The 26,987-nt window shown below is 48.3% G+C and carries 24 protein-coding genes and 3 pseudogenes; 16 read left to right on the top strand and 11 right to left on the bottom strand.

What is annotated here, in order from left to right:
* The first annotated feature begins 3 nt into the window (after positions 1–3).
* From LOZ86_RS11320 to LOZ86_RS11300, 5 genes are all read left to right on the top strand, one after another.
* Complete coding sequence (locus LOZ86_RS11320) at positions 4–3,765, top strand: nitrate reductase subunit alpha (protein ID WP_039480776.1); 3,762 nt, start codon at positions 4–6, stop codon at positions 3,763–3,765.
* Positions 3,765–5,345 (top strand): nitrate reductase subunit beta, encoded by a 1,581-nt coding sequence (gene narH, locus LOZ86_RS11315; RefSeq protein ID WP_039480773.1) that lies wholly within the window; start codon positions 3,765–3,767, stop codon positions 5,343–5,345. The genes LOZ86_RS11320 and narH overlap by 1 nt, the downstream gene beginning before the upstream one ends.
* Entirely contained in the window at positions 5,338–6,057 is a 720-nt protein-coding gene (gene narJ, locus LOZ86_RS11310) for a nitrate reductase molybdenum cofactor assembly chaperone (protein WP_039480771.1), read from the top strand. The genes narH and narJ overlap by 8 nt, the downstream gene beginning before the upstream one ends.
* The gene (gene narI / locus LOZ86_RS11305; protein WP_010276906.1) at positions 6,057–6,746 is read left to right on the top strand and encodes a respiratory nitrate reductase subunit gamma; all 690 of its coding nucleotides are present in this window, start codon (positions 6,057–6,059) and stop codon (positions 6,744–6,746) included. The genes narJ and narI overlap by 1 nt, the downstream gene beginning before the upstream one ends.
* Positions 6,747–7,025: 279 nt before the next feature.
* Entirely contained in the window at positions 7,026–7,823 is a 798-nt protein-coding gene (locus LOZ86_RS11300; protein WP_131522953.1) for a hypothetical protein, read from the top strand.
* A gap of 215 nt (positions 7,824–8,038) precedes the next feature.
* On the opposite strand, the gene LOZ86_RS11295 is transcribed toward LOZ86_RS11300, so the two are convergent.
* Complete coding sequence (locus LOZ86_RS11295) at positions 8,039–8,911, bottom strand: EamA family transporter (protein ID WP_039480766.1); 873 nt, start codon at positions 8,909–8,911, stop codon at positions 8,039–8,041.
* A gap of 62 nt (positions 8,912–8,973) precedes the next feature.
* Between LOZ86_RS11295 and LOZ86_RS11290 the strand changes: the two genes are divergently transcribed.
* The 5 genes and pseudogenes from LOZ86_RS11290 to tyrR all read left to right on the top strand — a co-directional run bounded on the left by LOZ86_RS11290 (position 8,974) and on the right by tyrR (position 13,616).
* Positions 8,974–9,519, top strand: a complete 546-nt coding sequence (locus LOZ86_RS11290; RefSeq protein WP_039480764.1) for a MarR family winged helix-turn-helix transcriptional regulator — start codon at positions 8,974–8,976, stop codon at positions 9,517–9,519.
* 93 nt (positions 9,520–9,612) lie between these two features.
* Positions 9,613–9,859: pseudogene (locus LOZ86_RS11285) on the top strand (DDE-type integrase/transposase/recombinase); the annotation flags it as partial.
* Between the two features lie 224 nt (positions 9,860–10,083).
* Positions 10,084–11,118 carry a protein NO VEIN domain-containing protein gene (locus tag LOZ86_RS11280; RefSeq protein ID WP_052012011.1) on the top strand — a complete coding sequence of 345 codons (1,035 nt, stop codon included), beginning with the start codon at positions 10,084–10,086 and terminating at the stop codon, positions 11,116–11,118.
* A 565-nt stretch (positions 11,119–11,683) separates the two neighbouring features.
* The gene (locus LOZ86_RS11275) at positions 11,684–11,911 is read left to right on the top strand and encodes a hypothetical protein (protein ID WP_225969821.1); all 228 of its coding nucleotides are present in this window, start codon (positions 11,684–11,686) and stop codon (positions 11,909–11,911) included.
* Positions 11,912–12,047: 136 nt separating this feature from the next.
* Positions 12,048–13,616: a transcriptional regulator TyrR gene (gene tyrR / locus LOZ86_RS11270; RefSeq protein ID WP_039480758.1), complete on the top strand. Its 1,569-nt coding sequence runs from the start codon at positions 12,048–12,050 to the stop codon at positions 13,614–13,616.
* Between the two features lie 55 nt (positions 13,617–13,671).
* On the opposite strand, the gene LOZ86_RS11265 is transcribed toward tyrR, so the two are convergent.
* From LOZ86_RS11265 to mpaA, 4 genes are all read right to left on the bottom strand, one after another.
* A complete protein-coding gene (locus LOZ86_RS11265) occupies positions 13,672–15,792 on the bottom strand; it encodes a calcium-binding protein (protein WP_039513620.1) in 2,121 nt (706 codons plus the stop codon).
* A 30-nt stretch (positions 15,793–15,822) separates the two neighbouring features.
* Positions 15,823–16,602, bottom strand: a complete 780-nt coding sequence (locus LOZ86_RS11260; protein ID WP_039480753.1) for a hypothetical protein — start codon at positions 16,600–16,602, stop codon at positions 15,823–15,825.
* Between the two features lie 354 nt (positions 16,603–16,956).
* The gene (gene tpx / locus LOZ86_RS11255; protein WP_039480750.1) at positions 16,957–17,460 is read right to left on the bottom strand and encodes a thiol peroxidase; all 504 of its coding nucleotides are present in this window, start codon (positions 17,458–17,460) and stop codon (positions 16,957–16,959) included.
* Between the two features lie 79 nt (positions 17,461–17,539).
* Complete coding sequence (gene mpaA, locus LOZ86_RS11250; protein ID WP_230242009.1) at positions 17,540–18,259, bottom strand: murein tripeptide amidase MpaA; 720 nt, start codon at positions 18,257–18,259, stop codon at positions 17,540–17,542.
* 165 nt (positions 18,260–18,424) lie between these two features.
* Here mpaA and LOZ86_RS11245 point away from each other — a divergent pair, with 165 nt between their 5' ends.
* Positions 18,425–20,041, top strand: coding sequence for a peptide ABC transporter substrate-binding protein (locus LOZ86_RS11245; protein ID WP_039480744.1), 1,617 nt, complete (start codon positions 18,425–18,427; stop codon positions 20,039–20,041).
* Positions 20,042–20,164: 123 nt separating this feature from the next.
* Complete coding sequence (zntB, locus tag LOZ86_RS11240) at positions 20,165–21,148, top strand: zinc transporter ZntB (protein ID WP_039480742.1); 984 nt, start codon at positions 20,165–20,167, stop codon at positions 21,146–21,148.
* A gap of 29 nt (positions 21,149–21,177) precedes the next feature.
* Here zntB and LOZ86_RS21355 read toward each other — a convergent pair whose 3' ends face one another.
* The 3 genes and pseudogenes from LOZ86_RS21355 to LOZ86_RS11230 form a co-directional block, all read right to left on the bottom strand.
* Complete coding sequence (locus tag LOZ86_RS21355; protein ID WP_258210223.1) at positions 21,178–21,306, bottom strand: hypothetical protein; 129 nt, start codon at positions 21,304–21,306, stop codon at positions 21,178–21,180.
* Positions 21,307–21,494: 188 nt separating this feature from the next.
* The gene (gene ttcA, locus LOZ86_RS11235; RefSeq protein WP_230242007.1) at positions 21,495–22,430 is read right to left on the bottom strand and encodes a tRNA 2-thiocytidine(32) synthetase TtcA; all 936 of its coding nucleotides are present in this window, start codon (positions 22,428–22,430) and stop codon (positions 21,495–21,497) included.
* Between the two features lie 48 nt (positions 22,431–22,478).
* Positions 22,479–22,742 (bottom strand): annotated as a pseudogene (locus LOZ86_RS11230) (tyrosine-type recombinase/integrase); the annotation flags it as partial.
* Between the two features lie 92 nt (positions 22,743–22,834).
* On the opposite strand from LOZ86_RS11230, the gene LOZ86_RS11225 reads away from it, so the two are divergent.
* Positions 22,835–23,011 (top strand): YciY family protein, encoded by a 177-nt coding sequence (locus LOZ86_RS11225; RefSeq protein WP_131522952.1) that lies wholly within the window; start codon positions 22,835–22,837, stop codon positions 23,009–23,011.
* Positions 23,012–23,471: 460 nt separating this feature from the next.
* Here the strand turns inward: LOZ86_RS11225 and LOZ86_RS11220 are convergent, their stop codons facing one another.
* Positions 23,472–23,666 (bottom strand): DNA polymerase III subunit theta, encoded by a 195-nt coding sequence (locus tag LOZ86_RS11220; RefSeq protein ID WP_230241993.1) that lies wholly within the window; start codon positions 23,664–23,666, stop codon positions 23,472–23,474.
* 408 nt (positions 23,667–24,074) lie between these two features.
* Between LOZ86_RS11220 and ftnA the strand changes: the two genes are divergently transcribed.
* From ftnA to LOZ86_RS11205, 3 genes and pseudogenes are all read left to right on the top strand, one after another.
* Positions 24,075–24,581, top strand: coding sequence for a non-heme ferritin (ftnA, locus tag LOZ86_RS11215; RefSeq protein WP_039480733.1), 507 nt, complete (start codon positions 24,075–24,077; stop codon positions 24,579–24,581).
* Between the two features lie 284 nt (positions 24,582–24,865).
* Positions 24,866–25,222, top strand: a complete 357-nt coding sequence (locus tag LOZ86_RS11210) for a YebY family protein (protein ID WP_181892597.1) — start codon at positions 24,866–24,868, stop codon at positions 25,220–25,222.
* Positions 25,223–25,523: 301 nt separating this feature from the next.
* Positions 25,524–25,894: pseudogene (locus LOZ86_RS11205) on the top strand (transposase); the annotation flags it as partial.
* A gap of 192 nt (positions 25,895–26,086) precedes the next feature.
* Here LOZ86_RS11205 and LOZ86_RS11200 read toward each other — a convergent pair.
* Together LOZ86_RS11200 and LOZ86_RS11195 are read right to left on the bottom strand one after the other, a co-directional pair.
* On the bottom strand, positions 26,087–26,629 hold the full coding sequence (locus LOZ86_RS11200) for a PD-(D/E)XK nuclease domain-containing protein (RefSeq protein ID WP_052012133.1): 543 nt from the start codon (positions 26,627–26,629) through the stop codon (positions 26,087–26,089).
* Positions 26,589–26,828 carry a hypothetical protein gene (locus tag LOZ86_RS11195; RefSeq protein ID WP_181892600.1) on the bottom strand — a complete coding sequence of 80 codons (240 nt, stop codon included), beginning with the start codon at positions 26,826–26,828 and terminating at the stop codon, positions 26,589–26,591. The genes LOZ86_RS11200 and LOZ86_RS11195 overlap by 41 nt, the downstream gene beginning before the upstream one ends.
* Between the last annotated feature and the right edge of the window lie 159 nt (positions 26,829–26,987).

Genomic DNA, 26,987 nt, shown 5'->3' with positions numbered 1-26,987 from the left:
CGGATGAGCAAATTCCTTGACCGGTTACGTTACTTCAAACAACTGGCCGAACCGTTTTCTGATGGTCATGGCCAGACCCTCAATACCAATCGTGACTGGGAAGACGGCTATCGCAGTCGCTGGCAGCATGACAAAATCGTACGTTCTACCCACGGGGTAAACTGTACCGGTTCATGTAGCTGGAAGATTTATGTGAAAAACGGTCTGGTGACGTGGGAAACGCAGCAGACTGACTATCCGCGTACCCGCCCGGACCTGCCTAACCATGAACCTCGCGGCTGCCCGCGCGGTGCCAGCTATTCCTGGTATCTCTACAGCGCTAACCGCCTGAAATACCCGATGATGCGTAAGCGCCTGCTGAAACTGTGGCGTGAAGCGAAACTGACGCACAGCGATCCAGTTGATGCCTGGGCGTCCATCGTTAATGACCCCGAAAAAACCAAATACTACAAGCAAATTCGTGGCCGCGGTGGTTTCGTTCGTTCTGACTGGAATGAAGTTAACGAGCTGATCGCTGCCTCTAACGTTTACACCACCAAGACCTTCGGCCCAGACCGCGTGATCGGTTTCTCACCGATTCCTGCGATGTCGATGGTGTCCTACGCCGCGGGTGCACGTTACCTTTCTCTGCTCGGCGGCGTGTGCCTGAGCTTCTACGACTGGTACTGTGACTTGCCACCGGCGTCACCGATGACCTGGGGTGAGCAGACTGACGTACCGGAGTCTGCTGACTGGTATAACTCCTCTTACATCATTGCCTGGGGCTCTAACGTTCCGCAAACCCGTACGCCGGATGCCCACTTCTTTACGGAAGTTCGCTACAAAGGCACTAAAACCGTTGCGGTCACACCGGACTACGCTGAAATCGCCAAACTGTGCGACCACTGGCTGAACCCGAAACAAGGTACCGACAGCGCGATGGCGCTGGCAATGGGCCACGTTATTCTGAAAGAGTTCCACCTCGACAAACCGAGCCAGTATTTCAGCGAGTACGTTCGTCAATACACGGACTTACCGATGCTGGTGCTGCTGGAACCACGTGAAGACGGTTACTACGCAGCGGGTCGTATGCTGCGTGCCTCCGATCTGGTGGATAACCTCGGCCAAGACAATAATCCGCAGTGGAAAACCATCGCGATTGACGATGAAAGCGGCAACCTGACGGCTCCACAAGGGTCGATCGGCTACCGTTGGGGCGATCAGGGCAAATGGAACCTGGAACAGCGCGACGGCGTGAGCGGCGAAGAAGTGAAGCTGCGCTTGAGCCTGCTGGGGTCGCACGACGATGTAGTTGATGTCGGCTTCCCGTATTTTGGCGGCGCGGTCAGCGAACATTTCAACAACGTTGCGCTAGAAGAAATCCTGCTGCACAAACTGCCAGTTAAGCGCCTGATGCTGGCTGACGGTAGCGAAGCGCTGGTTGCCTGCGTGTATGACCTGACAATGGCGAACTACGGCTTGGATCGTGGCCTGGGCGACGACAACTGTGCACGTGATTACGACGATGTGAAAGCGTACAGCCCAGCCTGGGCCGAAGAGATTACTGGCGTTTCTCGCCAGAACATCATCCGTATTGCGCGTGAATTCGCGGATAACGCTGATAAAACGCACGGTCGTTCTATGATCATCGTCGGCGCTGGTATCAACCACTGGTATCACATGGACATGAACTACCGCGGCATCATCAACATGCTGATTTTCTGCGGCTGTGTCGGTCAGAGCGGTGGCGGTTGGGCGCACTACGTCGGACAAGAAAAACTGCGTCCGCAAACCGGTTGGACGCCGCTGGCGTTTGGTCTGGACTGGCAGCGTCCGCCTCGTCACATGAACAGTACGTCGTTCTTCTATAACCACTCTAGCCAGTGGCGTTATGAAACCGTCGCGCCGCAGGAACTGCTGTCACCACTGGCAGATAAATCCCGCTTTACCGGCAGCATGATTGACTTCAACGTGCGCGCCGAGCGTATGGGCTGGCTGCCATCTGCACCACAGCTGAACGTTAACCCGCTGGATATTGCAGAGAAAGCGCGTGCCGCTGGCGTGACGCCGCAGGAATATACCGTTGCCGCGTTGAAATCAGGCGACATCAAATTTGCCGCTGAACAGCCGGATAGTCCGCAAAACTACCCGCGCAACCTGTTCATCTGGCGTTCTAACCTGCTGGGTTCCTCCGGTAAAGGCCACGAATACATGCTGAAGTACCTGCTGGGTACGGAGCACGGTATTCAAGGACAAGATCTGGGCACGGCGGGCAGCGTGAAGCCGGAAGAAGTGGAATGGCACGATCAAGGCGTTGAAGGCAAACTGGATCTGGTGGTGACGCTTGATTTCCGTATGTCCAGCACCTGCCTGTACTCCGACATCGTCCTGCCAACGGCAACCTGGTACGAAAAAGACGACATGAATACCTCGGATATGCATCCGTTTATTCACCCGCTGTCTGCGGCCGTCGATCCGGCATGGGATTCCAAAAGCGACTGGGAAATCTACAAAGGCATCGCGAAAGCCTTCTCCCGCGTCTGTCAGGGACACCTTGGTCAGGAAACCGATCTGGTTACCTTGCCAATTCAACACGACTCTCCGGCAGAAATGGCGCAGCCGTTCGGCGTGGATGACTGGAAAAAAGGCGAATGTGATCTGATTCCGGGCAAAACTGCACCGCACCTGATGATGGTGGAGCGCGACTACCCGAACCTGTACGAACGTTTCACCTCGCTCGGTCCGTTGATGGACAAGCTGGGCAACGGTGGTAAAGGCATCGGCTGGAACACGCAAACCGAAGTCGATTTCCTGAAAAAGCTGAACTACACCAAGACTGAAGGTGCGGCGGCAGGTCGTCCGAAGATTGAAACGGCGATCGATGCGGCAGAAGTGATTCTGTCTCTGGCCCCGGAAACCAATGGTCAGGTAGCGGTGAAGGCGTGGGAAGCACTGAGCAAATTCACCGGTCGTGACCACGCGCATCTGGCACTGAATAAAGAAGACGAGAAAATTCGCTTCCGCGATATTCAGGCGCAGCCGCGCAAGATTATCTCCAGCCCGACCTGGTCTGGTTTGGAAGACGAACACGTTTCCTATAACGCCTGTTATACCAACGTTCATGAGCTGATTCCGTGGCGCACACTGTCCGGTCGCCAACAGCTGTATCAAGACCATGAGTGGATGCGCGCCTTCGGTGAAAGCCTGCTGGTATACCGTCCGCCAGTCGATACCCGTGCTGCTGCACCGGTGATGAATCAGAAACCTAACGGCAACCCGGAAAAAGCGTTGAACTTCCTGACGCCGCACCAGAAATGGGGCATTCACTCCACGTACAGCGACAACCTGTTGATGCTGACGCTGGGTCGCGGTGGCCCAATTATCTGGCTGAGCGAAGACGATGCACGCGATTTGGGTATTGAGGATAACGACTGGATAGAAGCGTTCAACGCCAACGGTGCGCTGACGGCGCGTGCGGTTGTCAGCCAGCGTGTGCCGGCGGGAATGACCATGATGTACCACGCGCAGGAACGCATTATTAACCTGCCGGGATCGGAAATTACCCAGCAGCGCGGCGGTATTCATAACTCGGTCACCCGTATCACGCCGAAACCGACCCATATGATCGGCGGCTATGCCCAACTGGCTTATGGCTTTAACTACTACGGCACCGTTGGGTCAAACCGCGATGAGTTCGTCGTAGTTCGTAAAATGAAACGCATCGACTGGCTGGATGATGAAGGTCAGGACTATGTACAAAAAGCGGTACAGCAGGAGAAAGCCTGATGAAAATTCGTTCACAAGTGGGCATGGTGCTGAATCTGGACAAATGCATCGGCTGTCACACCTGCTCCGTCAGCTGTAAAAACGTCTGGACCAGCCGTGAAGGGATGGAATACGCCTGGTTCAACAACGTCGAAACCAAACCGGGCGTGGGCTATCCCCATGCCTGGGAAGATCAGGAAAAGTGGAAGGGCGGCTGGATCCGTAAAATCAGCGGCAAGCTCGAACCGCGTATGGGTAACCGCATCAGCGTGTTGTCCAAAATCTTTGCTAACCCGGATGTGCCGGAAATCGACGACTACTATGAGCCGTTCGACTACGACTACCAGAACCTGCGTAAAGCGCCGGAAGGCAAGCATCAGCCTGTCGCCCGTCCACGCTCGCTGATTACCGGTCAGCGAATGAAGAAAATCGAGAACGGCCCGAACTGGGAAGACGATCTGGGCGGCGAATTCAGCAAACGCTCCAAGGATAAGAACTTCGATCCTGTCCATTTCAATGATATGCAGAAAGAGATGTACGGCCAGTTCGAAAACACGTTCATGATGTATCTGCCGCGTCTGTGCGAACACTGCCTGAACCCGGCGTGTGTGGCGACCTGTCCGAGCGGCGCGATCTACAAACGCGGCGAAGACGGTATTGTCCTGATCGATCAGGATAAATGCCGCGGCTGGCGTATGTGCTTGACTGGTTGCCCGTACAAGAAAATCTACTTCAACTGGAAGAGCGGCAAATCAGAAAAATGTATTTTCTGCTACCCGCGCATCGAAAGTGGTCAACCGACGCTCTGCTCAGAAACCTGCGTCGGACGTATCCGCTATCTGGGCGTGCTGCTCTATGATGCCGACCGCATCGAGCAAGCAGCCTCTGTGGAAAACGAGAAAGATCTGTACCAGAGCCAATTGGATGTGTTCCTTGACCCGCACGATCCGAAGGTCATTGAACAAGCACTGAAAGATGGCATTCCAAACAGCGTCATTGAAGCGGCACAGCAGTCACCGGTGTACAAAATGGCAATGGACTGGAAGCTGGCGCTGCCGTTGCACCCAGAATACCGCACACTGCCGATGGTGTGGTACGTGCCGCCGTTGTCACCGATTCAGTCTGCCGCGGATGCAGGTCAATTGGCGCACACCGGCGTACTGCCGGACGTCGAAAGCCTGCGTATTCCAGTGCAATATCTGGCGAACCTGCTGACTGCAGGGGATACCGAGCCTGTATTGCTGGCGCTGAAACGTATGCTGGCGATGCGTCACTACAAACGTGCAGAAACCGTAGAAGGCAAAATCGATACCAGCGCGCTGGAGCAGGTTGGGCTGACGGAAGCGCAGGCGCAGGAAATGTACCGCTACTTGGCGATTGCGAACTACGAAGACCGTTTCGTGATTCCATCAAGTCATCGTGAACTGGCGCGTGAAGCCTTCCCAGAAAGCAAGGGCTGTGGTTTCAGCTTTGGCGATGGTTGCCACGGTAGCGATACCAAATTCAACCTGTTCAACAGCAAGCGTATTGATGCCATTGATGTCAGCAACAAAACGCGCGACATGAACAGCAAAATCATGCGGGAGACGAATCATGATTAGCCTGCGGATTATTGCCCGCCTGCTGGACTATCCCGATAGCGAGCTGTGGGAAAACCGGGCTGAGTTGATCGAAGCGGTAGAGCAAACTGATGCTTTACCGCTGCGTGAGAGCAATCAGCTCATGCAGTTCATCAACACGTTGTGCGCGCAGGATCTGTTGGACAAACAGGCGGAGTATAGCGGCCTGTTTGACCGCGGTCGGGCGACCTCGCTGCTGCTATTCGAACACGTTCACGGTGAGTCTCGTGACCGTGGTCAGGCGATGGTCGATCTCATGCAGCAATATCAGGATGCCGGTCTGGCACTGGATTGCCGTGAGTTGCCGGACTACCTGCCGCTGTATCTTGAGTACCTTTCTCGTCTGGAGCCCGCGCAGAGTCGCGCGGGTTTGCTCGACATCGCGCCGATTCTGGCGTTGATTGGTGCGCGTTTGCAGCAGCGTGACAGCAGCTATGCCGCGCTGTTTGATCTGCTGTTGGCGCTGTCCGGCAGCGATCTGAAAAGTGACGATGTCACACATCAGGTCGCTGACGAAGCGCGCGACGATACGCCGCAGGCGCTGGATGCCGTGTGGGAAGAGGAACAGGTTAAGTTCCTCGGCGAAGAAGGCTGCGCATCAGCCCAACAAACGCAACACCAACGCCGCTTCGCTGGCGCGGTGGTGCCGCAATATCTGAATCTTGACGCGACATCGGCGGGAGGGCAACGCTAATGAGTGCAATCACGAATTATTTCAATGTGTTCTTTTTTGACATCTATCCCTATCTGGCGATGGCTATTTTCCTGATTGGCAGCTGGTTGCGCTATGACTACGGCCAGTACAGCTGGCGTGCCGGTTCGAGCCAAATGCTGGATAAGAAAGGGATGCGTCTCGCGTCTAACCTGTTCCATCTGGGGATTCTGGGCGTCTTTGCCGGGCACTTCCTCGGTATGCTGACGCCGCACTGGATGTACGAAGCCTTCCTGCCAATGGATGTAAAACAGAAAATGGCGATGTTCGGCGGTGGTGCTGCAGGTCTGCTAACGTTTGTCGGTGGCGTGCTGCTGTTAAAACGCCGTCTGACCAACCCACGCATTCGTGCCACGTCCAGCGTTGGCGACATTCTCATTCTGTCTCTGCTGGTGATTCAGGCTGGTTTGGGTCTACTGACCATCCCGTTCTCTGCACAGCATATGGACGGCAGTGAAATGCTGAAACTGGTCGGCTGGGCGCAGAGCGTGGCGTTCTTCCAGGGGGGAGCATCTGAGCATCTGGCGGGTGTTGCGCTGATCTTTAAGCTGCACATCGTGTTGGGTCTGACGCTGTTCGTTCTATTCCCGTTCTGCCGTCTGGTTCACATCTGGAGCGCACCGGTCGAGTATCTGACGCGTCGCTACCAGCTTGTGCGTAACCGTCGCTAGATATGATAAAAACGGCGGCGTTATCATAATGCCGCCGTATACTCATCATACCTGTGCATTCGCTATCCAAGGGTCGTTTCAATACTCGTGAACCTCAGACGACCTCTGGCCAACACCAATGTACTGTTGACGTTCAATTTTTTGTCGGCTGGATGGCTTAGTTTGTATTCTTTTTGTTCAGCTGAGCAAGTTGTTTAGAGTGCGTTCATGCGGGCGCCCTGACAGTGCGACTCTATACCCGTTCCACTTCATTAGTGGGTATTTATTAAGGAGCGTATTTTGAAAATTAACGCAACCAGTTCAATGTCTAGTTATACAAGCAATTATAATACTTCAGATGTTATAAAAGGAATTAATAATACATTATTAAAAATAGAAAAAGAAATATTTAGTGACCGTGAAATAGATAAAAAAAGAAAGGATGAGCTAAATAATGAAGTGTTTGAATATCTCAATAAAGTGGAAAAAATATTAAATAAAGATAAAAATTTGGATAGTACATCCAAAAAAGAGCTTCAGATATTGCAAATTAAATTTGGTATGGCAGCAATGAAAACGGGAGATGCTGACTGGGAGAGTTTTGGGTTGTCTGGGGAAGTTTTTGAAAATAATGAAAATTTTTCAAAATCAAACGCCTTTTTATTGACGGTTGACGAGCAGAGAATACAAAAAATAACAACAGAAGAAAGAGAATTCCATTGGAACTGTTGCCGATACAATTTTGCATACAACATTATTTATGATGGAATGTCAGCCCCTGATTATCAAAGGCAGGAGGAATTTTCCAGATATTTTGATGAGTTTAATAAAGATAATATTCCTGAAAATGTTGCTGTTGCTGCCGCAAACACAAAAATAGCCCAAAAATTATGTAAGTCTTCTTTTGGAATTGAGGAGGAGGCAAAAAACGATCCATTATTCATCACTATAAAAACCCTTAATAAATTTTATGATGATTATATAGCATGTGAAAATCCTGCATCAGACGATCAAATCAAACTTGATGGAATGATTCTGGCTAATGGCATGTTAGTTTTTCTCCCAGAGGAAATAAAAGAAAATTTGGGAATAGACTAACAACATCAATCGGTAGACTCAGATGTTTTTCGGCCCTGCACATTACAATCGCTCAAAAAATGAACTTAACGCGCAGCGTCCGAAAATACTGAATATTGCTCGGTCAGCTATCATGAGCATAAATTTCCGGTATAAGAAAATCGGTTGCAGTAAGATATTAGCACCGGATGTTTAAGGTAGCCGACGATAGCAATTATCGTCGGTTATTTTACTGATTATTTACCTCGTGCCGTCGTCCATTGCACGGCGAAGACGCTAGCTAATACGATCGCCAAACCCAGACACGCCGTACCGGTCATCGACTGTGAAAGTAACACCCAACCCAGCACGACGGCAGTTAACGGACTCAGTAATCCCAATGAGGCAACGGCAACCGTCGGAAGGCGGGCTATACCACGAAACCACAGCCCATAAGAGATTACGGCACCAGCCAAGCAGAGATAGGTATAGGCGACGTATTGCGACAGCGTTAACGCAGGTAGAGGCGCATCGACTACCCACGCGACGGGGGCCAGCATCAACCCACCGATAAAGAGTTGCCAGCCGGTCAGCGGCAGTACGGGCAAATCAAGTTGCCAGCGACGCGTTAACCAGACTCCCGTCGCCATACAGACCGCACCCAGCAGAGCGGCCGCGACGCCCACGGGTTCAAATGTCGTCTGCGGCGACAGCAGTAAAATAGCCATGCCGCCCACACCGATGATCGCTGACCACAGCGTAGCCAGTCTGGGCGCACGATGATCCACTACCCAGACTAACACCATGACCAACAGCGGCTGGATCGCGCCAAGTACCGCAGCCAGCCCGCCAGGTAAACGGTAAGCGGCGACGAACAGCAGAGCCTGAAAAACGCCGATATTCAGGGCGCTGAGTACGACCACTCGCCACCAGTCTTGCCGGGCGGGAAAGCGGCGGGTGAATAAAAGTAACAGCAGGCCGGCAGGCAGCACACGAATCAACGCTGCCGTGAAGGGGCGATCCGGTGGCAGGATTTCTGATGTCACGATGTAGGTCGATCCCCAAATTGCGGGAGCCAGCGCCGTGAGTATAACGTCACGCCAATAGTGTGGTGAGGATGTAGTGTTCATGACTTTACCTTCAATTCAAGATATCATGATAGTGTTGATTAATTACCTTGAAGTCAAGATAAATGAAAAATCAAACCAGCGAACGCGAATATGATGCGGTAGATGCCATCCTTGAACAGTGGCAGCGCGAGCGACCCGATCTGGATGCCAGCCCCATGGGGCCGATTGGACGCCTCAGACGATGTGCCGCGTTCATCGAACTGCGGCTGGAAGCCTGTTTCTCCAGATTTGAACTGAGCAGTTGGGAGTTTGATATGCTGGCTACGCTGCGGCGTGCAGGTGCGCCGCATTGCCTTAGCCCGACGGAGCTGTTCTCCGCGCTGATGGTGACGTCAGGCACCATGACTCACCGACTCAAACGCCTTGAAACCCGCGGCTTTATCGAACGCGTGCAGAACGAACAGGATGCGCGCAGTACGCTTGTGCAACTCACTGGCACAGGGCTTGAACTGATTAATCGTGCCGTTGAGGCACACATCGAGAATGAACGTCAGGTGCTCTCTGTACTGCCTGCCGATGTATTGGCTTCTCTTGATGTTAACCTTGCAGCGCTACTGTGTGGGCTGGAGAGTCACGCTGGGCGTACTGTGCCTAAAGAGAAGCGTTAATTCGCCGGACGGTTGAACGCGACATAAAGACCAAAAACGTCACGTTATTGGCAAGTGCAAAATCGGTCACCGCACGTGCCTGTTCTAGGTTTCGGGGGTCTAAAGTCGTTACGAACCGGAGAAGGCTGGCTGTATCTGGCGGTAGTCATCGACTTATGGTCGCGGGCGGTTATCGGCTGGTCGATGTCATCGCGGATGACGGCAGAGCTGAGCTATAATGCCCCTGTAGAGGAGAAAACGGCCAAAATAGGTAATTGTGCATACTGACCGTGGTAGCCAGTACTGTTCAGGGGATTATCAGGCGTTGCTGGGGCGACATAGCGCTTGCGGCGGGCTTAGCCCAGAACAATTGTTGTTGAAAAAGGAAGTTGAGATGACGTATAACGGCAAATGAAAGTGTAACGACATTGAATTTTTTTCGTAAAAAACTGAAAAGAACGATGATATTATTGCTAGAGGAAAATAGCCTAATTCAATTGGGGTTATAATTTTTTACATTTATTGTTATCTGTCTAGATATGTTTTTTTTATGAAGCATGGGCTTTAAGGAAATAATGAGGGAATATGGCTATTTTATTTTGTAATATTGGATGGATGGAGAAGTATGCGGGCATCATAGGTGATGAGATAAAAAACGGAGGAGAATATGTTAATAAAAATAAGATTGGTGGGGAAATAATTAACTTTTATCCAAGCAATGAAATGTATTATGGTTATGTTAGAAATAAAGGTGATTTTAATCTTAAAAAACTCACATCAGATAGAGACGTTATAAAAAAAGGGCATGTTGATGGTGTAGATATTGTATGGGTCGCAAAAGGTGAAAAAGGTCGAGTAATCGTAGGCTGGTATAAAAATGCAAGAGTTTATAAGCAACGACAGATAATAAAAGAAAATTTAAAATTACCTGTGGTTGGAGAGATTTTAAAGAAAGAACAGACACCTTCTTCTTCAGATGAACATGATGAACAAGGATATTATCGATTTGTTGCTAAACAGGAAGACTGCGTTTTATTGCCAGTTGAAAAACGCCATTTTGAATACCCAAGCGGTAAAGGGTTTATGGGGCAAACGCCTTTCTGGTATGGTAATTCAGAAGAGTCTAAAGACTATATTAAAAAGGTGATAAAATATATAAATTCAAATCATCCTTCTGTCAATAATCTAAAGGAAATTTTAAAAAATAGTGGTTCATTTCGCAATAGTAACGTTGAACAACGTTTAAAAACTGAAAAGGCCGCTATTGAGTTTGTTTGGGGGTATTACTCTAATTTAGGATATTCATTAAAAAGTGTTGAAAAGGATAATTTAGGTTGGGATTTAGAGGCAGTAAAAAACGATGAGTTGATAAGAATAGAAGTTAAAGGATTACATGGTTTAGGTAAACAGGTTCAATTATCACCAAATGAATATAATCATTTCTTGAAAAAAGAAGCTAACTATCGTTTATGCATAGTTAATGATGCTTTATCTGATGAATGCCCTGATTTATCTATTTGTTATTATGATAAAGATGAAGAAAAGTGGTTGGTTGAAAGCAAGAGCGATATGAGAGTTAGTTGGAAGGAACTGAAATCTGCAATAGTTAATTTAAGTTAAGTATGAAGAACCTCCTTTGTATGCAAAGTGTTTAATAGACTAAATATAGGGGAGGTGGTTCTTACAACATTTTAAATTATAGATATGGTTTCTATGTATAGGGTACTCATTTTTTTCATTAGTATAACAGTATTTATAATATATATATAGGAAGAAGAAGGATGAGTTAATAATGAAAAATTAGTAGGGCTTGATTAAGCTAGCTAAGCATCGTCATTATTGCAGACAGTACCGTTGTTATAGAATCGTGTGTAGGATAAAAACACCTCATTTCTGTATAACAGGACATTTTTATGATCCTCGGTAAAAAATTGACGCTTGCGGCGCTGTCGGCAGCCATTCTCTGCTTACCTACTAGCGTACAGCTGATACTGGTACCCACCGATGCGGAACGCTGTTACGTCAGTATATCGCCAGCAAAGGCTTTCATATCATTGCCGGAGAAGCGCCTACGCAGGCCGAACGTGAGCAGTATCCGCATCTGATATCCCTTAGCCTGACGGCCTATCCGAGCAGCGCCTATGCGGCCAGAACCGAGATCGATTCCCCGCTGGGTCACTGGGCAGTGGCGACTACAACCGCACCACGCGGCATCGCACCGGAGAAGAATCGTATGATGGGTGGGACGCTGCCGATGAGCGGTGCGGTCAGCGTATTGAAAGTGCCTTACGTCATCATCCCTTTGGTGAATTCCGATAATAATCAGCATAGTTTTGATGAGAATTTACGCCTCGGTAACTATCTGGAAGGCATTCGAACCATTGTGGCGATGGCAACGACGCCACTGTCTTAACCCCGTTTCGTCATTGACGTGGAAAAAACGTACAGATGTGTCAACTTTTGCTGCCACCTTACTTCATCCGGTGCAAACGAAAGGGTATTATCAGTAGCAATAGCCATGTCGTGTCTCTTGAAGAAGGTAGCCGTTGATGCATCTGGAAGTGATTTGTGAAGACCGCATTGGTATGGTCCGTGAACTGTTAGATCTACTTGCGTCACGCAATATTGATTTACGCGGCATTGAAATTGCGTCTATTGGTCGTATCTACCTCAACTTTGCCACCCTCGATTTTGATGATTTCCGTCTGCTGATGACGGAAATCCGCCGTATTGAAAGCGTCAGCGATGTGCGTACCGTGGCGTTCATGCCGTCTGAGCGCGAGCATCGGGCATTGAATGCGCTGCTGGAATCGATGCCTGAACCCGTATTCTCGCTGGATATGAAAGGCAAGCTGGAGCTGTTTAACCCCGCCGCGCTGGCGTTGTTTGAACAATCGTCAGAGACCATCAGCGAATTGACGATTGGCAGCATGATCCCCGGTTTCAATTTCGCCAATTGGCTGGAAAAGAACAGCGCTGTCGTCGCGGAGCGTGTGGTGATTCGCGGTCAGGATTTCTTGCTGGAAATGACGCCCGTCCGTCTGGAAGATGATGCCGGTAAAGTGGCAACGGCGGGCGCATTGGTGATGCTGAAATCGGCCGCTCGCATGGGCCGCCAGTTGCAGAATCTCGCCGTGAATGATGAAAATGAGTTCGATCACATCGTGGCCGTTAGCCCGAAAATGCGTCAGGTGGTTGAGCAGGCGCGCAAATTAGCGATGCTGGACGCGCCGCTGCTGATCGTTGGCGACACGGGGACGGGCAAGGATATGCTGGCGCGAGCCTGCCACCTGCGCGGGCCGCGCGGCAAGAATCCTTTCCTGGCACTGAACTGCGCGGCGTTACCCGATGACGTGATGGAAAGCGAGCTATTCGGCCATGCGCCCGGCGCGTATCTCAATGCGCAGGAAGGCAAGAAAGGTTTCTTCGAACAGGCGAACGGCGGTTCGGTTCTGCTGGATGAAGTCGGTGAAATGTCGGCACAGATGCAGACTAAACTGCTGCGTTTCCTGAATGACGGGACATTCCGTCGCGTCGGTGAAGATCACGAAGTCCATGTGGACGTGCGGGTGATTTGCGCGACCAAGAAAAACCTGTTGGAGCTGGTGCAGCGCGGCGAGTTCCGAGAGGATCTTTACTATCGTCTCAATGTGCTCTCGCTGATGTTACCGCCTCTGCGCGAGCGGCCGGCGGATATTATGCCGCTGGCCGAGCTTTTCGTGGCGCGCTTTGCCGACGAACAGGGGATTCCGCGTCCCAAATTGGCCGCAGATGTGGAACATTTCCTGCCGCAGTACGGCTGGCCGGGTAACGTTCGGCAGTTGAGAAACACCATTTATCGGGCACTGACGCAGTTGGACGGTAACGAACTGCATATGCAGGACATCGATCTCCCAGCGTTTTCGATTGATGCACCGCAAGATGAAACCCTGCTTGATGGCTCGCTGGATGACATCAACAAACGCTTCGAGCGTTCTGTGCTGACCCGCCTTTATCAATCTTATCCAAGCACTCGCAAACTGGCGAAGCGGTTAGGCGTATCGCACACGGCGATAGCCAACAAGCTCCGGGAATATGGACTCAGCCAACGCAAACCCGCGGGGGATGACGAGGAGTAAATAACAAAACGGCTGCTTGCGCAGCCGTTTTGTTATGATTAGAAGGATATCAGTCTCAGGCGTACCATAAATCAGAAGAGGTAGGGAGAGTGAAACGATCTGTAATCATCTCTGAGTGTAATTGAACGTATTGGTCAACTAACTGATCCATATTACTGGCATGTGAAGCTGCGGCATTGGAATAGTTAGGAACAACAAGCGATTTAAATTTCAGTCCGAGATCGCCAGCATTGTAGTTTTCAATAATGGCTTCTGCGGGATCCAGATTAGCAAAAGAAGCCGATACGAATAGTGTCGACCCTGACAAGGTGTAACGGACAATGAATTGATCGCCCAGCGTGTCATCAATCATATTTCTGCTTCCTCCAAGCGCAGGCGAAAAATTCATCGGATTAGGGATCGTAGGATAAAATACGGCGGTATCACCATCTTGAAGCACGACGTCTCCTCCTGGATTGGATGAACTACTACGAATAATAAATCCACCTTTTAATTCTATACCGAGGTCTCTTTGGTTAGTTAACTGATTTACAGAAGAGAGATTAATGTACAATTTATCATTACTATCGGCATCTTTTATGGTATTTACGCCTTGAGTGATAACAAATTTATCTGCACCCCCATTTCCGTAAATAATATTATCACCTCTTCCACCAACAATAATATTACTGTCGTCATTGCCGTATAATATATCATCAAATGATGTGCCAATGATATTTTCCATATTTCTTATTATCAGTGAGCTATTATCTTCACCTTCAAAGGGAAAGACCACTTCATTACCGACTAATGAAACTTCCACGCCATGGTTAATATGGGAAAGGTCAATCGTATCGCCATATCCAGTCTTAGAACCTAATAAGTCCACGATGATGTTTTCATTAAATATAGGGAGTTCTTTTATAATGATAGTGTCAGAGTTATTTGTCCCTTCGAATTTCTCTATACTATAAGCATAATCATGCCCTTTATAAATACTATACCCTTCAGAGGGTGATTTATCGATAGAGAATCTCCAGTTGTATAAAGGACTATCTATTTTCTCAAAACTAATACTGAGTTTAAGGGGGACTGCGTTATCTCCACCATCACGAGTCGCATGATAGGATAACGTGTCGTAACCTGGCCCACCATCAATCAGAGCACTGCCGGGAATTAGACCTAAATAAGTCGTAGGGACGCCAAGGATGTTGTCATTTCCTATACCGGCATGCACGATGTAATTAAGATAGTTTGCTCTGTCACCTATCCAAAAGTCCTTATAATCATCATCGACTTGACTACCAGATGAGAATCCTAAATTTGTAGTTTGAAATAAGATTTTATCATAAGGTAATTTATTACCGGCTAAAAACGGATGATCGACTGGCAGCGCATAGGTTGTGCTAATAAAATTATTGGTTTGTTCGATAATTTCTTGCTGTGATTTATCGACGTTTTCAAAGCTACGAATGACAGCGTAAATAGATTCTAGTAAATTATAACTATCAATGGTTTCCTGATTAGCCTGTAGTGCTGCAATCAAGTCATAAGTGCCGCTATGCTCTTTTATGATGCGGTCTACAATACCGCTCCCCGTGCGGATTTCTGCATTAATTTCTTCTGTGGTTAATAACCACTCTTCATAAAACCGATCATAGCCTAAGAAAGGGAAAAGCATTGTGCCAGCCCAGCCGGTAAAGTCACCTTCTGGATAAATGTCACCTTGAAATACCTTTCTGGCAGCTTCACCACCGTCTAATACACCTAGTCCTTCTAATCCTGGAAGTAAACCATTGTGGTTAATTATATTTCTAACCAACTCAAATCCTATATTGTTTGATGCCTCATTAATTTTATTGTCAAGTATATCTAATTCAGGCTCGGTTAATTCTCCATGACGTAGCTCATACTGTATTTTGGTGTAATTTCTAATAAAAACAGAGTAGACACTCGAATCATTATTAACTTCACGGGCCCCTTGTAACCAGGTATATATCTTGAAGTATTCACCTACATTTATATCGGGTACAGGAAGATAACTGAGGATCTTATCATATAGTGGGACGGCGAGCGATTTTGCTCCTGTACCAGCCAAGGCTAGTTGTTTAATCAGTAATTTTTCAAGTTCTTTCTGTTGTGATTCAGATAGAATAAACCCACCATTTCCATAATGATATTCATAGGTGATTGCCATATATTTATCTCCATATTATATAAGGTTAAATTAGCGAGTTTTCTTCTTCCAGGGATAATCTTTAACCACAGCCTGTTCTAGTTCTGCCCTCAGATGTTTATCAAAATTAATAACCTCGGTAAGTGAAAATTCCTTGGGCTTAAATTCATAGTGAAGGTTCACCGTAGGGAAAATTTTATAACCGACTTCGCAGTCGGTTCCTCCAGAAATGGCAAACATACAAAAAATAGCGAGTCTCTTATTAAACGGAGCAGAATATACCTCAGGATCAATCAGCCAGCTTCCTGCCTCCTCGACGTCATACCGATCTAGGCGTTCAGGATTCTTCTCATATAAACAGGCTGTCATGTTGGGTATCAGCCCTGTTTGTTTTGGTCGAGTTTCACACATCTTGTCGTAGAGTTTGTCTAGTTGAAATCCCCAATGACTCGGCGTTGAGCTGAATAGCTGAAATTTTCGTAACGGCCAGGCTTTGGGCCAGTCAGGACGGTCTCCCAGCTTTCCGTTGAAATTGCGACTGAACAGTAAACTTTGCTGGCTTAGCGGATTACCTTTACACCCGAGAGGCTCGCTAGGATCGGGCGGGAGTGGCAGGTTTTCTCCATCGCGTAAAACAGGGTCGTGCAGGATACTGAGTTGATCGATAGAGATATGGAATACCGTATCACGTAGGGCTACATAGGCTTTGCCCTCAGGGTCAGGGACGTGGCACTTTTGTGGATCAAACGTGAATGCCGCTTCACTGCTCTTGCTAAAAGCAAGTCCAGAAAATAAAATGGTTATTTGAAGGGGAAGTAATAATATTCTCAACAGTCATCACTCCTTTGAATAGCACTAACATATCAGAGTTAGTTATGGTGCAATTACTTTCTCTTTACCATGTCCATTATTCCATACAGAAAATAGTGGTTATTATTGGCATCGTACTTGTCGTGATGAAAACGCCAAAACGTGGCGAAAAAGTCTATATAAGACGGGGAGTATCAAAAAACAGATACCTTCATATCATAAGCATGATGAAATAAATCATTAATAAAAATTCATGTTCAAATAGATACAAGGTGATTAACAGAGTAACCCAATTATATGTATGGGAAATCGATAGATACTAAGATAACAAAACGGCTGCTTGCGCAGCCGTTTTTCACGTAATGCCAGTATGGCTTATTTCAGAACAGCCAGTGCTGCGTCGTAGTCTGGTTCAGTGGTGATTTCGTTCACCAGTTCGCTGTGCAGCACGTTGTCGTTTTCATCCAGTACAACAACTGCGCGCGCGGTCAGACCTTTCAGCGCGCCATCGGCGATAGCAACGCCATAGCTTTCTTTGAACTCACCGTCACGCAGGGTAGACAGCACAACCACGTTGTTCAGACCTTCCGCGCCGCAAAAGCGGGACTGCGCGAACGGCAGATCGGAAGAGATACACAGAACAACGGTGTTATCCAGTTCAGAACCCAGTTGGTTGAATTTGCGCACGGACGTGGCACAAACACCGGTATCGATGCTTGGGAAAATATTCAGGATTTTGCGCTTGCCAGCATAGTTGCTCAGCGGGGTATCGGACAGATCTTTAGCCACCAGAGTAAATGCTGGGGCTTTGCTTCCTGTGGTTGGGAATGACCCTGCTACTGGCACAGGATTGCCTTGAAAATGTACGTTCTGTGACATGTTTGCTTCCTTAATTACAGGTGATTAACACGCTGCTCAGTTTAGGGCAACATTAGCAACATTGGTATAAAAATTACGATTAAAATTGCTGGCTTAGCAACGCGACCATCGCTTTCAGGTAGCATTCGCTGGCGGCATCAGCCGAGATTGGCGGAAGCTCAGCGGTAATGCAATGAAGCGAACGATCGGCGCACCAACTTCCGAAAGAGCCAGGTGTGTCGTAACCGATACTCGATACTAACGGCAGCTCGCACTGTTGCGCCAACCATCGACCCAGTTCGGAACGATGTGGATCCTCAATGCAGGCGAGTGGCTCATGAAAAGAGACAACCCAGTGGGGATTAAGTTTCTCAATCAGCGTGCAAAGGGCTTTTGTTTCCGGCTCTGAACCTGCGGTTTCACCGGTAGAGAGCTCGACATCACGTTCATCTGCGGCGCTATTCCAGCGGTAGACCGTCTTCCCCGGCTGCCAATTACTGGCCGGAAAATTGCGATTGAGATCGACGCCGTTAGCGTTGGCACGTAGACCCAACTGACAGCCATCTGGGTTCACTGCAAGAATCACATGGTGGCGACGCTGGCCTGAAAAAAGGGTACGCAGCGCGCAGGACAGCGCCACGACTGCGGCGGTTTCATCGCCGTGTGTGCCGGCAATAATCAGCCCGCTCTCTGAAGGGGCTAATTCGGCTGGGAAATACAGCAGCGGCGCGCCCAGCAGCGATTTCCAATACGGTTCGCCCAGCGACGGTAAATTGCCTCGTTGCTGGCGTGCCTGAAGCGGAATGATCGGGTTTTCCATGTTATCGCCCTGTGATTACCTATGCGTTTCATCATAAAAAAATCGGCCCGGAGACGCAAACGGCGATGCAAGCTGACAAATTGCGGGGGTATCGCTGGATGATAGCGCTGATTTCTGACTATTATATTCTTCAATCAATTCATTACGCTTTCAGGTCAAATCATCATGCACTATGGATATTCTGCATTTTATGCCGCGTTAATGGCGGCCATGACGGGCAATGCCGTTGCGGCGCAGGTTCCAGCGGGAACGGTTCTGGCTGAGAAACAGGAAATCGTCCGGCACATTAAAGATGAACCGGCTTCTCTCGATCCAATCAAAGCTGTGGGGTTGCCGGAAGCTCAGGTGGCACGCGATCTGTTTGAAGGGCTGGTCAATCAGGACGCGCAGGGGAACCTGGTTCCGGGCGTAGCGCTGCGTTGGCAGACGACCGATAACCGCACGTTTATCTTTACCCTGCGTGATAATGCCCGCTGGTCTAACGGTGAACCCGTGACGGCAAAGGATTTTGTCTACAGCTGGCGTCGTCTGGTCACTCCTGAAAACAGCTCGCCGTTTGCCTGGTTTGCTCGACTGGCGGGGATTCAAAACGCCGAGCAGATTCTCGCGGGCAAGCAGCCCGTCGATCAGCTTGGCGTGACGGCCGTCAATGATCACACGCTGAAAGTGCAGCTCAGCAAGCCCGTACCTTATTTTGTCAGCCTGACGGCGAATTTCAGCCTATTTCCGGTACATCAGGCCACGATAGAAAAATTCGGGAACGACTGGACGAAGCCGGGCAATCTGATTGGCAATGGCGCGTTTAAGCTGGATCAGCGCGTCGTCAATGAGAAGCTGGTGCTCACGCAGAATCCATATTATTGGGATAACGCTAACACGCGGCTGACAAAGGTGACCTTTGTTCCGATCAATCAGGAATCGAACGCGACGAAGCGCTACCTGTCCGGCGATATCGATATCACCGAGTCGTTTCCTAAAAACCTGTACCAGAAGCTGCTGAAAGACTTGCCCGGCCAGGTTTATACGCCAGATCAGCTTGGCACCTACTATTACGCGTTTAACACGCAGCGTGCGCCGACTAACGATGCCCGACTACGAAAAGCGCTGTCTTACGCCATCGATCGTAAAGTGATTGCGGAAAAAGTATTGGGCACGGGGGAAAAACCGGCCTGGCACTTTACGCCGGATGTCACCGCGGGCTTCAAACCGGCGGAAAGCCTGTTGCAGCAGTATTCTCAGGATGAACTGGATGCACAGGCAAAAGCGCTGATGGCAGCGGCGGGCTATGGTCCAAACAATCCGCTGAAATTATCGCTGCTGTACAACACGTCGGAAAGCCACCAGAAGATCGCGATTGCCGTGGCCTCCATGTGGAAGAAAACGCTGGGCGTAGACGTGCGTTTGTCCAATCAAGAGTGGCAAACCTATATCGACAGCCGCAATAGCGGTAATTTTGACGTCGTGCGAGCGTCCTGGGTCGGCGACTACAACGAACCGTCGACATTCCTTTCGCTGCTGGCCTCGCACCATAGCGGGAATATCGCGCGCTTTAAAAACGCGAATTACGATCGCGTCCTAGATGAAGCGGGGAATCAGACTAACCCGCAGGCGCTGAATGCGGACTACAACCGAGCAGAGCAAATATTGATGGATGAAGCACCGATTGCGCCGATCTATCAATACACCAACGGACGCTTGATCAAACCGTGGGTGAAGGGCTACCCGATTACTAACCCTGAAGACGTGGCATACAGCCACATGCTTTACATCGAAAAGCATTAAGTACCGTATTAAGGTATCGAATGATGTGGCGATAAAGCCGGAGCGATCGTGATGGCCGCTCCGGCTGGCAGAGCGCAACACTGATAGCAAAAAAGCTGATAGCAAAACCGTTGGAGGCAAGACGTGGAATCCTTGGCAGGAAAAGAGTTGCAACACAGCGGTGCGGTTCATGCGTATCAGTTGGATGGAAAAGGGGGCGTGACCCCGATTGGTGAGCAGGATGTGGTTAACAGCGAGAAACCCTGCTGGCTACACCTGGATTCTACCTTGCCCGCTAGCGTGCGCTGGTTGAATAAAACGACGCTGGTGCCGGATAGCGTACGCAATGCGCTGGCGGGGGAAAGCGCCCGCCCCAGAGTCACGCGTTTGGGTGAAGGTACGCTGATCACGCTGCGCAGCATTAACCTGAATGCCAATGCGCGGCCGGATCAGCTAGTGGCCGTTCGGGTGTTTATTACCGATAAACTGATTATTTCTACCCGACGCCGTAAGATTCTGGCTATCGACGAGATTCTTACCGACCTGAAGGAAGGAAATGGCCCGACGGACAGCGGAAGCTGGCTCGTCTCCATGGCGGAATCGTTGACCGATCATACCAGCGAGTTTATTGATGATTTGCACGAGAAAATCATCGATCTGGAAGAGGATTTGCTGGAGCAAAAAATTCCGCCGCGCGGCGAGCTGGCGCTGATTCGCAAGCAGCTTATCGTGTTACGCCGTTATATGACGCCACAGCGTGATGTATTTTCGCGTATTTCCGGCGAGAAACTGCCCTGGATGCAGGATGACGATCGCCGCAGAATGCAGGAAATCGCCGATCGATTAGGGCGTGGGCTGGAGGATTTGGATGCCAGTATTGCGCGCACCACGGTACTGTCGGATGAAATCACTGCGCTAATGACCGAAGCGATGAACCGCCGTACCTATACAATGTCGCTTTTGGCGATGGTTTTCTTGCCAACGACGTTCTTAACCGGCTTATTTGGCGTCAACTTAGGGGGAATTCCTGGCGGCGATGCGCCGTTTGGTTTTTTCACGTTCTGCCTGATGTTGGTGATATTGGTGGGCGGCGTTGCATGGTGGTTAAAACGCAGTAAATGGCTATAACGACTTGCGGCGAATGGGTGCGCAGATAATCACAAACTGTCGCGAACGGCTAAAAAACCACGTGTAAATTGAGCAATATCAACATTTTTTACCTTGTTGTGCGGCACTATCATTCCCGCAGGTGAATGCAACGTCAAGCGATGGGCGTTGCGCTCCATATTGTCTTACTTCCTTTTTTGAATTACTGCATAGCACAATTGATTCACACCATGCCGACAGTTTTGTCGGCATTTTTTTGTCCCTCGATCCAACTTTTGCCTGTCCATTCCAAACGGCGTTATGAAAGTGTGGCGAAACAACCGTTGCTTTTTGCCACCGTGTCATTATTCTTTCGGAAAAGTCGCGCTTATTTTATTTCCAACACGTCAAGGCGGGTCATTGACGGCGCGTCGTCATCGTCTTCCGGCTGCCAGCCAACGGGCTGCAACGGCAGGTCTTCACGATCAAAAGCGAGATCGCCACCATCCACCACGTCGCTACCGTGACGAATGCCTTTAAAATCGAACAGCGCATGATCGGCAAGATGAGAAGGCACAACGTTCTGCATGGCGCTGAACATGGTCTCAATACGCCCTGGGTGACGCTTGTCCCAATCACGCAGCATATCTTTAATCACCTGACGTTGCAGATTTGGCTGCGAACCGCACAGGTTGCACGGAATAATCGGATATTGACGGGCTTCAGCAAAGCGTTCGATATCTTTTTCACGGCAGTAAGCGAGAGGGCGGATGACGATATGCTTACCGTCGTCGCTCATCAGCTTCGGCGGCATGCCTTTCAGTTTTCCGCCGTAGAACATGTTCAGGAACAGCGTTTGCAGAATATCGTCACGGTGGTGACCGAGGGCGATTTTCGTTGCGCCGAGCTCCGTCGCAGTACGATACAAAATCCCACGGCGCAGGCGTGAACACAGTGAACAGGTGGTTTTCCCTTCAGGAATCTTGTCTTTCACAATTCCGTAGGTATTTTCTTCGACGATCTTGTATTCCACGCCGATGCTATCAAGGTACTGCGGCAGAACGTGCTCCGGGAACCCAGGCTGCTTCTGATCCAGATTCACCGCGACCAGAGAAAAGTTAATCGGCGCGCTCTGTTGCAGATTGCGCAGAATTTCCAGCATGGTGAAGCTATCTTTCCCGCCGGACAGGCACACCATGATGCGGTCGCCTTCTTCAATCATATTAAAATCAGCGATAGCTTCGCCGACGTTACGCCGCAGGCGCTTTTGCAATTTGTTCAAATTGTATTGCTGTTTCTGGTTAGTTTGTTGATTTTCTTGCATTTTATTTTGTTCCTACACCCATAAGGGGCACCGAAGGGGCAAAACGATTCACAGCGCGAGTTTCCGATTCAGCATGCCAACCTGATCTTCATTCATGTCTTCAATCCATTTCCCATAGATTTCATACACCATTTGCGCGTTTTCATGTCCCATTTGGTTTGCAATAAACGAAGGGTTTGCACCTGCCGAGAGTAACCAGCAAGCATAAGTATGGCGCGTATGGTACGGATTACGGCGACGAATGCCAGATCGTTTTACAGCAGTGTTCCACCATGATCCCATGGTACTACATGAGTAACTGATTTTTTGTTCACATTGAAGTGAATAGTTAACGTACTGCTCGTTGGATTATAGTTAATGTTATGGGTCTGAGATGGTTTAACTGGAGGAATTATAGTCGCATAATGAAACGCAGTCGGAACGAAGTGGGGCGCTGGCGGATGTTGCGCCAGGTTCAACGTAGAAGATGTCGCTGGTTGGAGGCTCAATCACGTATGTATCGCCATATTCGCTCTGCCCGTTATCTGCAGCAAAAGCATAAGCGTCGGGTATTACTTTATGCGGTAACTTATGACTGGTAAGTCAGTTAGGAAATTAGCGACTCAAGGTATGGTCGCTAATTTTCAATCTTATATATTTCATCTGTCTTTTTTACTGGAGTGAACATATCAAAAACAGGTAATTATACAATTTAAATTACAGCCAATCGGGTAAACCCATTTTTGGGTTTACCCGATTGGCATGACTCATTACTTAGATCACATCACAACTCAGGTAATATCAACCTGCGGTTTCTTTGCCCTTTTATCAGCCCGTTTTTCGGCTGCCGTTTTCAGGGGCTTCTTCTTACTGTTCTTTTTGCTATCCAGACCTTTACTCATATCTTGCCTCGCGTGATAAAAGGGTAGGTTGCCACTCCATTAACCTCCTGTGCGGGCCGCTATGTAAGCAGAAAATTGTTTTTGCTGTATAAGAGTGTAACCCGTGGAAAGCGATGTTTTCCACGGCAAAGCAGCCTTAGGATGGGAACGAGGGGAATCGCTATTTAGACTTGGGTTCGTAGGGTAAACGAGAAAATTGCAGTGAACGCTGGCGGTAAAACATCACGCGTTCGCGAAAGTAGTTACGCAAGTGCTCAGGTTGCTCTCTCTCAACGACCTCTGGAATGACCGGCATATTGTAACGTTCTTTGAAGGCAACGCCTGAGGCCGCCAAATCTACGTTAACTTTATCCATCTCTTCTTTGGACAATTCTGCCAGATTGTATCACATACCGTTTTCTCCTGCCTACTTACCACAAATTGATGTGTGCCACGGTAAAGTAGCGACAGGAAAATGGCAAGTGTTCACCTGAGCATGTGTATGTTTATTATTCTCATTATGAAATGGGAATCATTTTTAATACAGTGGTGCCATAAATGATATCGCTCGTGGTTGTTATTTTTGATAATAAAAACGATTCGCAATAATATATTTAAACCAAGGGTTAAATGATAATAAATATCAATCAATTTGTATTCAAATTATTGATTTTTATGTATTTTATTTTGACCTTTCATCAATGTTAATAAAGTGTTTTTTATTTTGTTTTTTCAGGCATAATGCCCTGAATAATTTGACCTGCCGGGAAAATAGGGAGTTAGTATGTTAAAAAAAGAAATGATTCAGAAGCTGAATGAGCAACTTAATCTGGAATTTTATTCCGCGAATTTGTATCTGCAAATGAGCGCATGGTGCGGTGACAAAGGTTTTGAAGGCGCATCCAGTTTCCTGAAAACGCATTCTCAGGAAGAAATGCAGCACATGCAGCGTCTGTTTGACTATCTGGACGACACCGGAAGCCTGCCTGTATTAGGCGCGATTGCTGCACCGCCGATTGATTTTGATTCACTGGCTGATGTTTTCAAGCTGACCTATGAACACGAACAGCTAATTACAGCAAAAATTAATGAGCTGGCACATGAGGCGATGGCGCTGCAGGATTACTCCACATTTAACTTCCTGCAATGGTACGTTGCTGAGCAGCACGAAGAAGAGAAACTGTTCCGTTCTATTCTGGACAAACTGGCGTTAGTCAAAGCCAGCGAAGGCGGCCTGTTCTTCATCGATCAGGATCTGAAAAAAATGTCTATGGCGGCACCGTCAGCCTAACGACAAGCGACACTTCTGTCGACCAATGATGATTTGAATGACGCGGGATAACATTCTCCTTATCCCGCCATTTTTCCCCGCCGAACGCCCCTTCTACCTGACCCAAGCTAGCGATGTTATTCCTGAATTCCGCACTCGACTTCACCTCCCTCTGTCGCTATGATCGTCTCAGTAGCGATATACAACATTCTGTTTTATAAGGTTTGAGGCTGTCTTTCTCTGATTCGGATAAGACCGCCAAACTCACACACATCCTTGCCTGAATACGCGATGTCGGGAATATCATGATGAAGAAATTTTTGCTATCTATCGTGCTTGCCTCACTTTCTGTGAATGCTTTTGCTGCCGCTAAACTGGCAAATGTCAGTCGGTTTGAATACGGCGATCGCTGGGCTTTCACGCGTGAAGAAGTTCAACTGATTTGCCGCCCTGGCAATGCGCTGTATGCCTTACATACCGGGACGCTGATGCAATATCCACTAAATGATATTGCCATTGCGCAAATGAAATCTGGGCAGGTGAGTGCGCAGCCGATAGACGCGATCCGGCTGGATGACCCTAAGCATCCCGGACAGAAGAAAAGCCTTCAGCCCTTTATCGAACGTGCGGAGCAGCTGTGTCAGCCAGATGCTAAACCATGAAGTGATTGATTTAATTATCAATGTTAAATAATTATTTCTTTGTGGTTAAGGTAAAGTGTGAAACATGTTCCATTTGTGATGATTGCGAATAGGTTAAGGCTGGAAAACGCAGGGGAGTTGGCTAAGCTTAACTCTACAGGGCTAGTACAGCTTGTATAAATGCCAACTTTTAGCGCACGGCTCTCCCAAGAGCCATTTCCTTAGACTGAATACAGGAATCGTATTCAGTCTTTTTTTATGCATTTGATTTTTAAGTGTTTATTTTTTGTTTTCACGAAAATACACGAAAACATTTGAGCAGGGTAAAGTCAGTTACGTTGGCGGCAACAGCAAGAGTACGGTACTGTTCATCGGCCTGCTGAAGCACCTGAAATCCACTTATCGACGGGCAAAAACCGTCACGCTTATAGTGGATAACTACATCATCCACAAGAGCCGTGAAACACAGCGCTGGCTGAAAGGTAACCCGAATTCAGCGTAATTTATCAGCCGGTCTACTCGCCGTGGGTGAACCACGTTGAGCGTCTATGGCAGGCGCTTCACGACACGATAACCCGCAACCATCAGTGCCGTTCGATGTGGCAGTTACTGAGAAAGGTTCACCATTTTATGAAAACTGTCAGTCCATTCTTGGGAGGTAAACATGGGTTGGCAAAAGTGGAGCGGTATTAGGCGCAGCTATTTAGGCATACAGGTTTGAAAACTATAGCCTGGACATTCCTAATGAACCACAAATAGACATTAGCATTGAGCCTCTACATCAATTGGTGCGCATAATGTGCTACACGTTATGTTGAAAAGGCCGCTGCGAAAATTTTTCCCGCAGTGGCCTCTTTAGCATAACGTTATTATACGAACCAAACTTTATTTGGGCGATATGATTACTTTCACTTTAATGTCAGAGGTGTTTCTTTCTAAGTCCGACTCAAGACCAACTGGGTTCGCTACTCGTTCCTCTGGGTCATAAACAAAGCAAATTAAAGTCTCGCAATCAGGATGAGACTTATATCTCGCAATATCTATAATCAACTGCTCGCCAATTTCTTTGGAATTTAAACCCTTTCTGGTTTTTTTTACTTCTATTATTATCTTTTCATTCTTTAAAAGAAAATCAACTCTTGTTGAAGCACCTGCATAACTAGGCGTGTATTCTTCCGGCCTAACATCATCAAAATCAATTTTCAGCAAGCCATGTAATAAGTCTTGGACATCATATTCATCTTTTATCTCAATGGTTTCTCTGTCGTTATACCTATGACGCATTTGCTTCGCAACTGCATGAAAACGTTGTATTATTTTCTCAACAACTGATATGGGGTTGCTAGTAACAGATGTTTCCTGACTTTCTAAACCATAAATTTTTATTTCATGCGGTGATATCGGGCACAAAACCGGAATGATCGCCATTTTCAGCTTGATGAATGCAGATTGTATATTTAATTATGTTCACATTAAATTCAGGGAAATGTCTTTTTTCATAATCCTGAATGGCCGTGCATAACTCTAAGAATCGGTCGTCTTCAGCGGAGTCGAGGTCAAACAGCGGCGAGACTTCCTTGAGTGCTGCAAGGTATTCTTGTTCAGTTTGTAGAAATTTAGTCGTCATGATTTGAGCCCGTAGAGTCATTAAGCACAGTATAAATATGACGGAAAGACAGAACGGCTGGCAACCGGAACAGCGAGCGCTGACAAATTTTAATTTGTTGGCGTGAGGTGTTGAACAAGCGCAGCGCGTTAGCGGGTTTTATCTGTGACGCACTAAACA

Source organism: Pectobacterium parvum (assembly GCF_020971565.1).
Lineage (GTDB): Bacteria > Pseudomonadota > Gammaproteobacteria > Enterobacterales > Enterobacteriaceae > Pectobacterium > Pectobacterium polare.
The sequence above is the reverse complement of the archived record's forward strand: the minus strand, read 5'-3'. Positions and strand labels throughout refer to the sequence as shown.

What these genes read in the sequence shown, in the direction of transcription:
- LOZ86_RS11320 (WP_039480776.1), top strand. Translation starts at nt 4, where the DNA reads ATGAGCAAATTCCTTGACCGGTTACGTTACTTCAAACAACTGGCCGAA.
- narH (WP_039480773.1), top strand. Translation starts at nt 3,765, where the DNA reads ATGAAAATTCGTTCACAAGTGGGCATGGTGCTGAATCTGGACAAATGC.
- narJ (WP_039480771.1), top strand. Translation starts at nt 5,338, where the DNA reads ATGATTAGCCTGCGGATTATTGCCCGCCTGCTGGACTATCCCGATAGC.
- narI (WP_010276906.1), top strand. Translation starts at nt 6,057, where the DNA reads ATGAGTGCAATCACGAATTATTTCAATGTGTTCTTTTTTGACATCTAT.
- LOZ86_RS11295 (WP_039480766.1), bottom strand. Translation starts at nt 8,911, where the DNA reads ATGAACACTACATCCTCACCACACTATTGGCGTGACGTTATACTCACG.
- LOZ86_RS11290 (WP_039480764.1), top strand. Translation starts at nt 8,974, where the DNA reads ATGAAAAATCAAACCAGCGAACGCGAATATGATGCGGTAGATGCCATC.
- LOZ86_RS11280 (WP_052012011.1), top strand. Translation starts at nt 10,084, where the DNA reads ATGGCTATTTTATTTTGTAATATTGGATGGATGGAGAAGTATGCGGGC.
- tyrR (WP_039480758.1), top strand. Translation starts at nt 12,048, where the DNA reads ATGCATCTGGAAGTGATTTGTGAAGACCGCATTGGTATGGTCCGTGAA.
- LOZ86_RS11265 (WP_039513620.1), bottom strand. Translation starts at nt 15,792, where the DNA reads ATGGCAATCACCTATGAATATCATTATGGAAATGGTGGGTTTATTCTA.
- tpx (WP_039480750.1), bottom strand. Translation starts at nt 17,460, where the DNA reads ATGTCACAGAACGTACATTTTCAAGGCAATCCTGTGCCAGTAGCAGGG.
- mpaA (WP_230242009.1), bottom strand. Translation starts at nt 18,259, where the DNA reads ATGGAAAACCCGATCATTCCGCTTCAGGCACGCCAGCAACGAGGCAAT.
- LOZ86_RS11245 (WP_039480744.1), top strand. Translation starts at nt 18,425, where the DNA reads ATGCACTATGGATATTCTGCATTTTATGCCGCGTTAATGGCGGCCATG.
- LOZ86_RS21355 (WP_258210223.1), bottom strand. Translation starts at nt 21,306, where the DNA reads ATGGAGCGCAACGCCCATCGCTTGACGTTGCATTCACCTGCGGGAATG.
- ttcA (WP_230242007.1), bottom strand. Translation starts at nt 22,430, where the DNA reads ATGCAAGAAAATCAACAAACTAACCAGAAACAGCAATACAATTTGAAC.
- LOZ86_RS11225 (WP_131522952.1), top strand. Translation starts at nt 22,835, where the DNA reads ATGAAACGCAGTCGGAACGAAGTGGGGCGCTGGCGGATGTTGCGCCAG.
- LOZ86_RS11220 (WP_230241993.1), bottom strand. Translation starts at nt 23,666, where the DNA reads ATGGATAAAGTTAACGTAGATTTGGCGGCCTCAGGCGTTGCCTTCAAA.
- ftnA (WP_039480733.1), top strand. Translation starts at nt 24,075, where the DNA reads ATGTTAAAAAAAGAAATGATTCAGAAGCTGAATGAGCAACTTAATCTG.
- LOZ86_RS11210 (WP_181892597.1), top strand. Translation starts at nt 24,866, where the DNA reads ATGATGAAGAAATTTTTGCTATCTATCGTGCTTGCCTCACTTTCTGTG.
- LOZ86_RS11200 (WP_052012133.1), bottom strand. Translation starts at nt 26,629, where the DNA reads ATGGCGATCATTCCGGTTTTGTGCCCGATATCACCGCATGAAATAAAA.
- LOZ86_RS11195 (WP_181892600.1), bottom strand. Translation starts at nt 26,828, where the DNA reads ATGACGACTAAATTTCTACAAACTGAACAAGAATACCTTGCAGCACTC.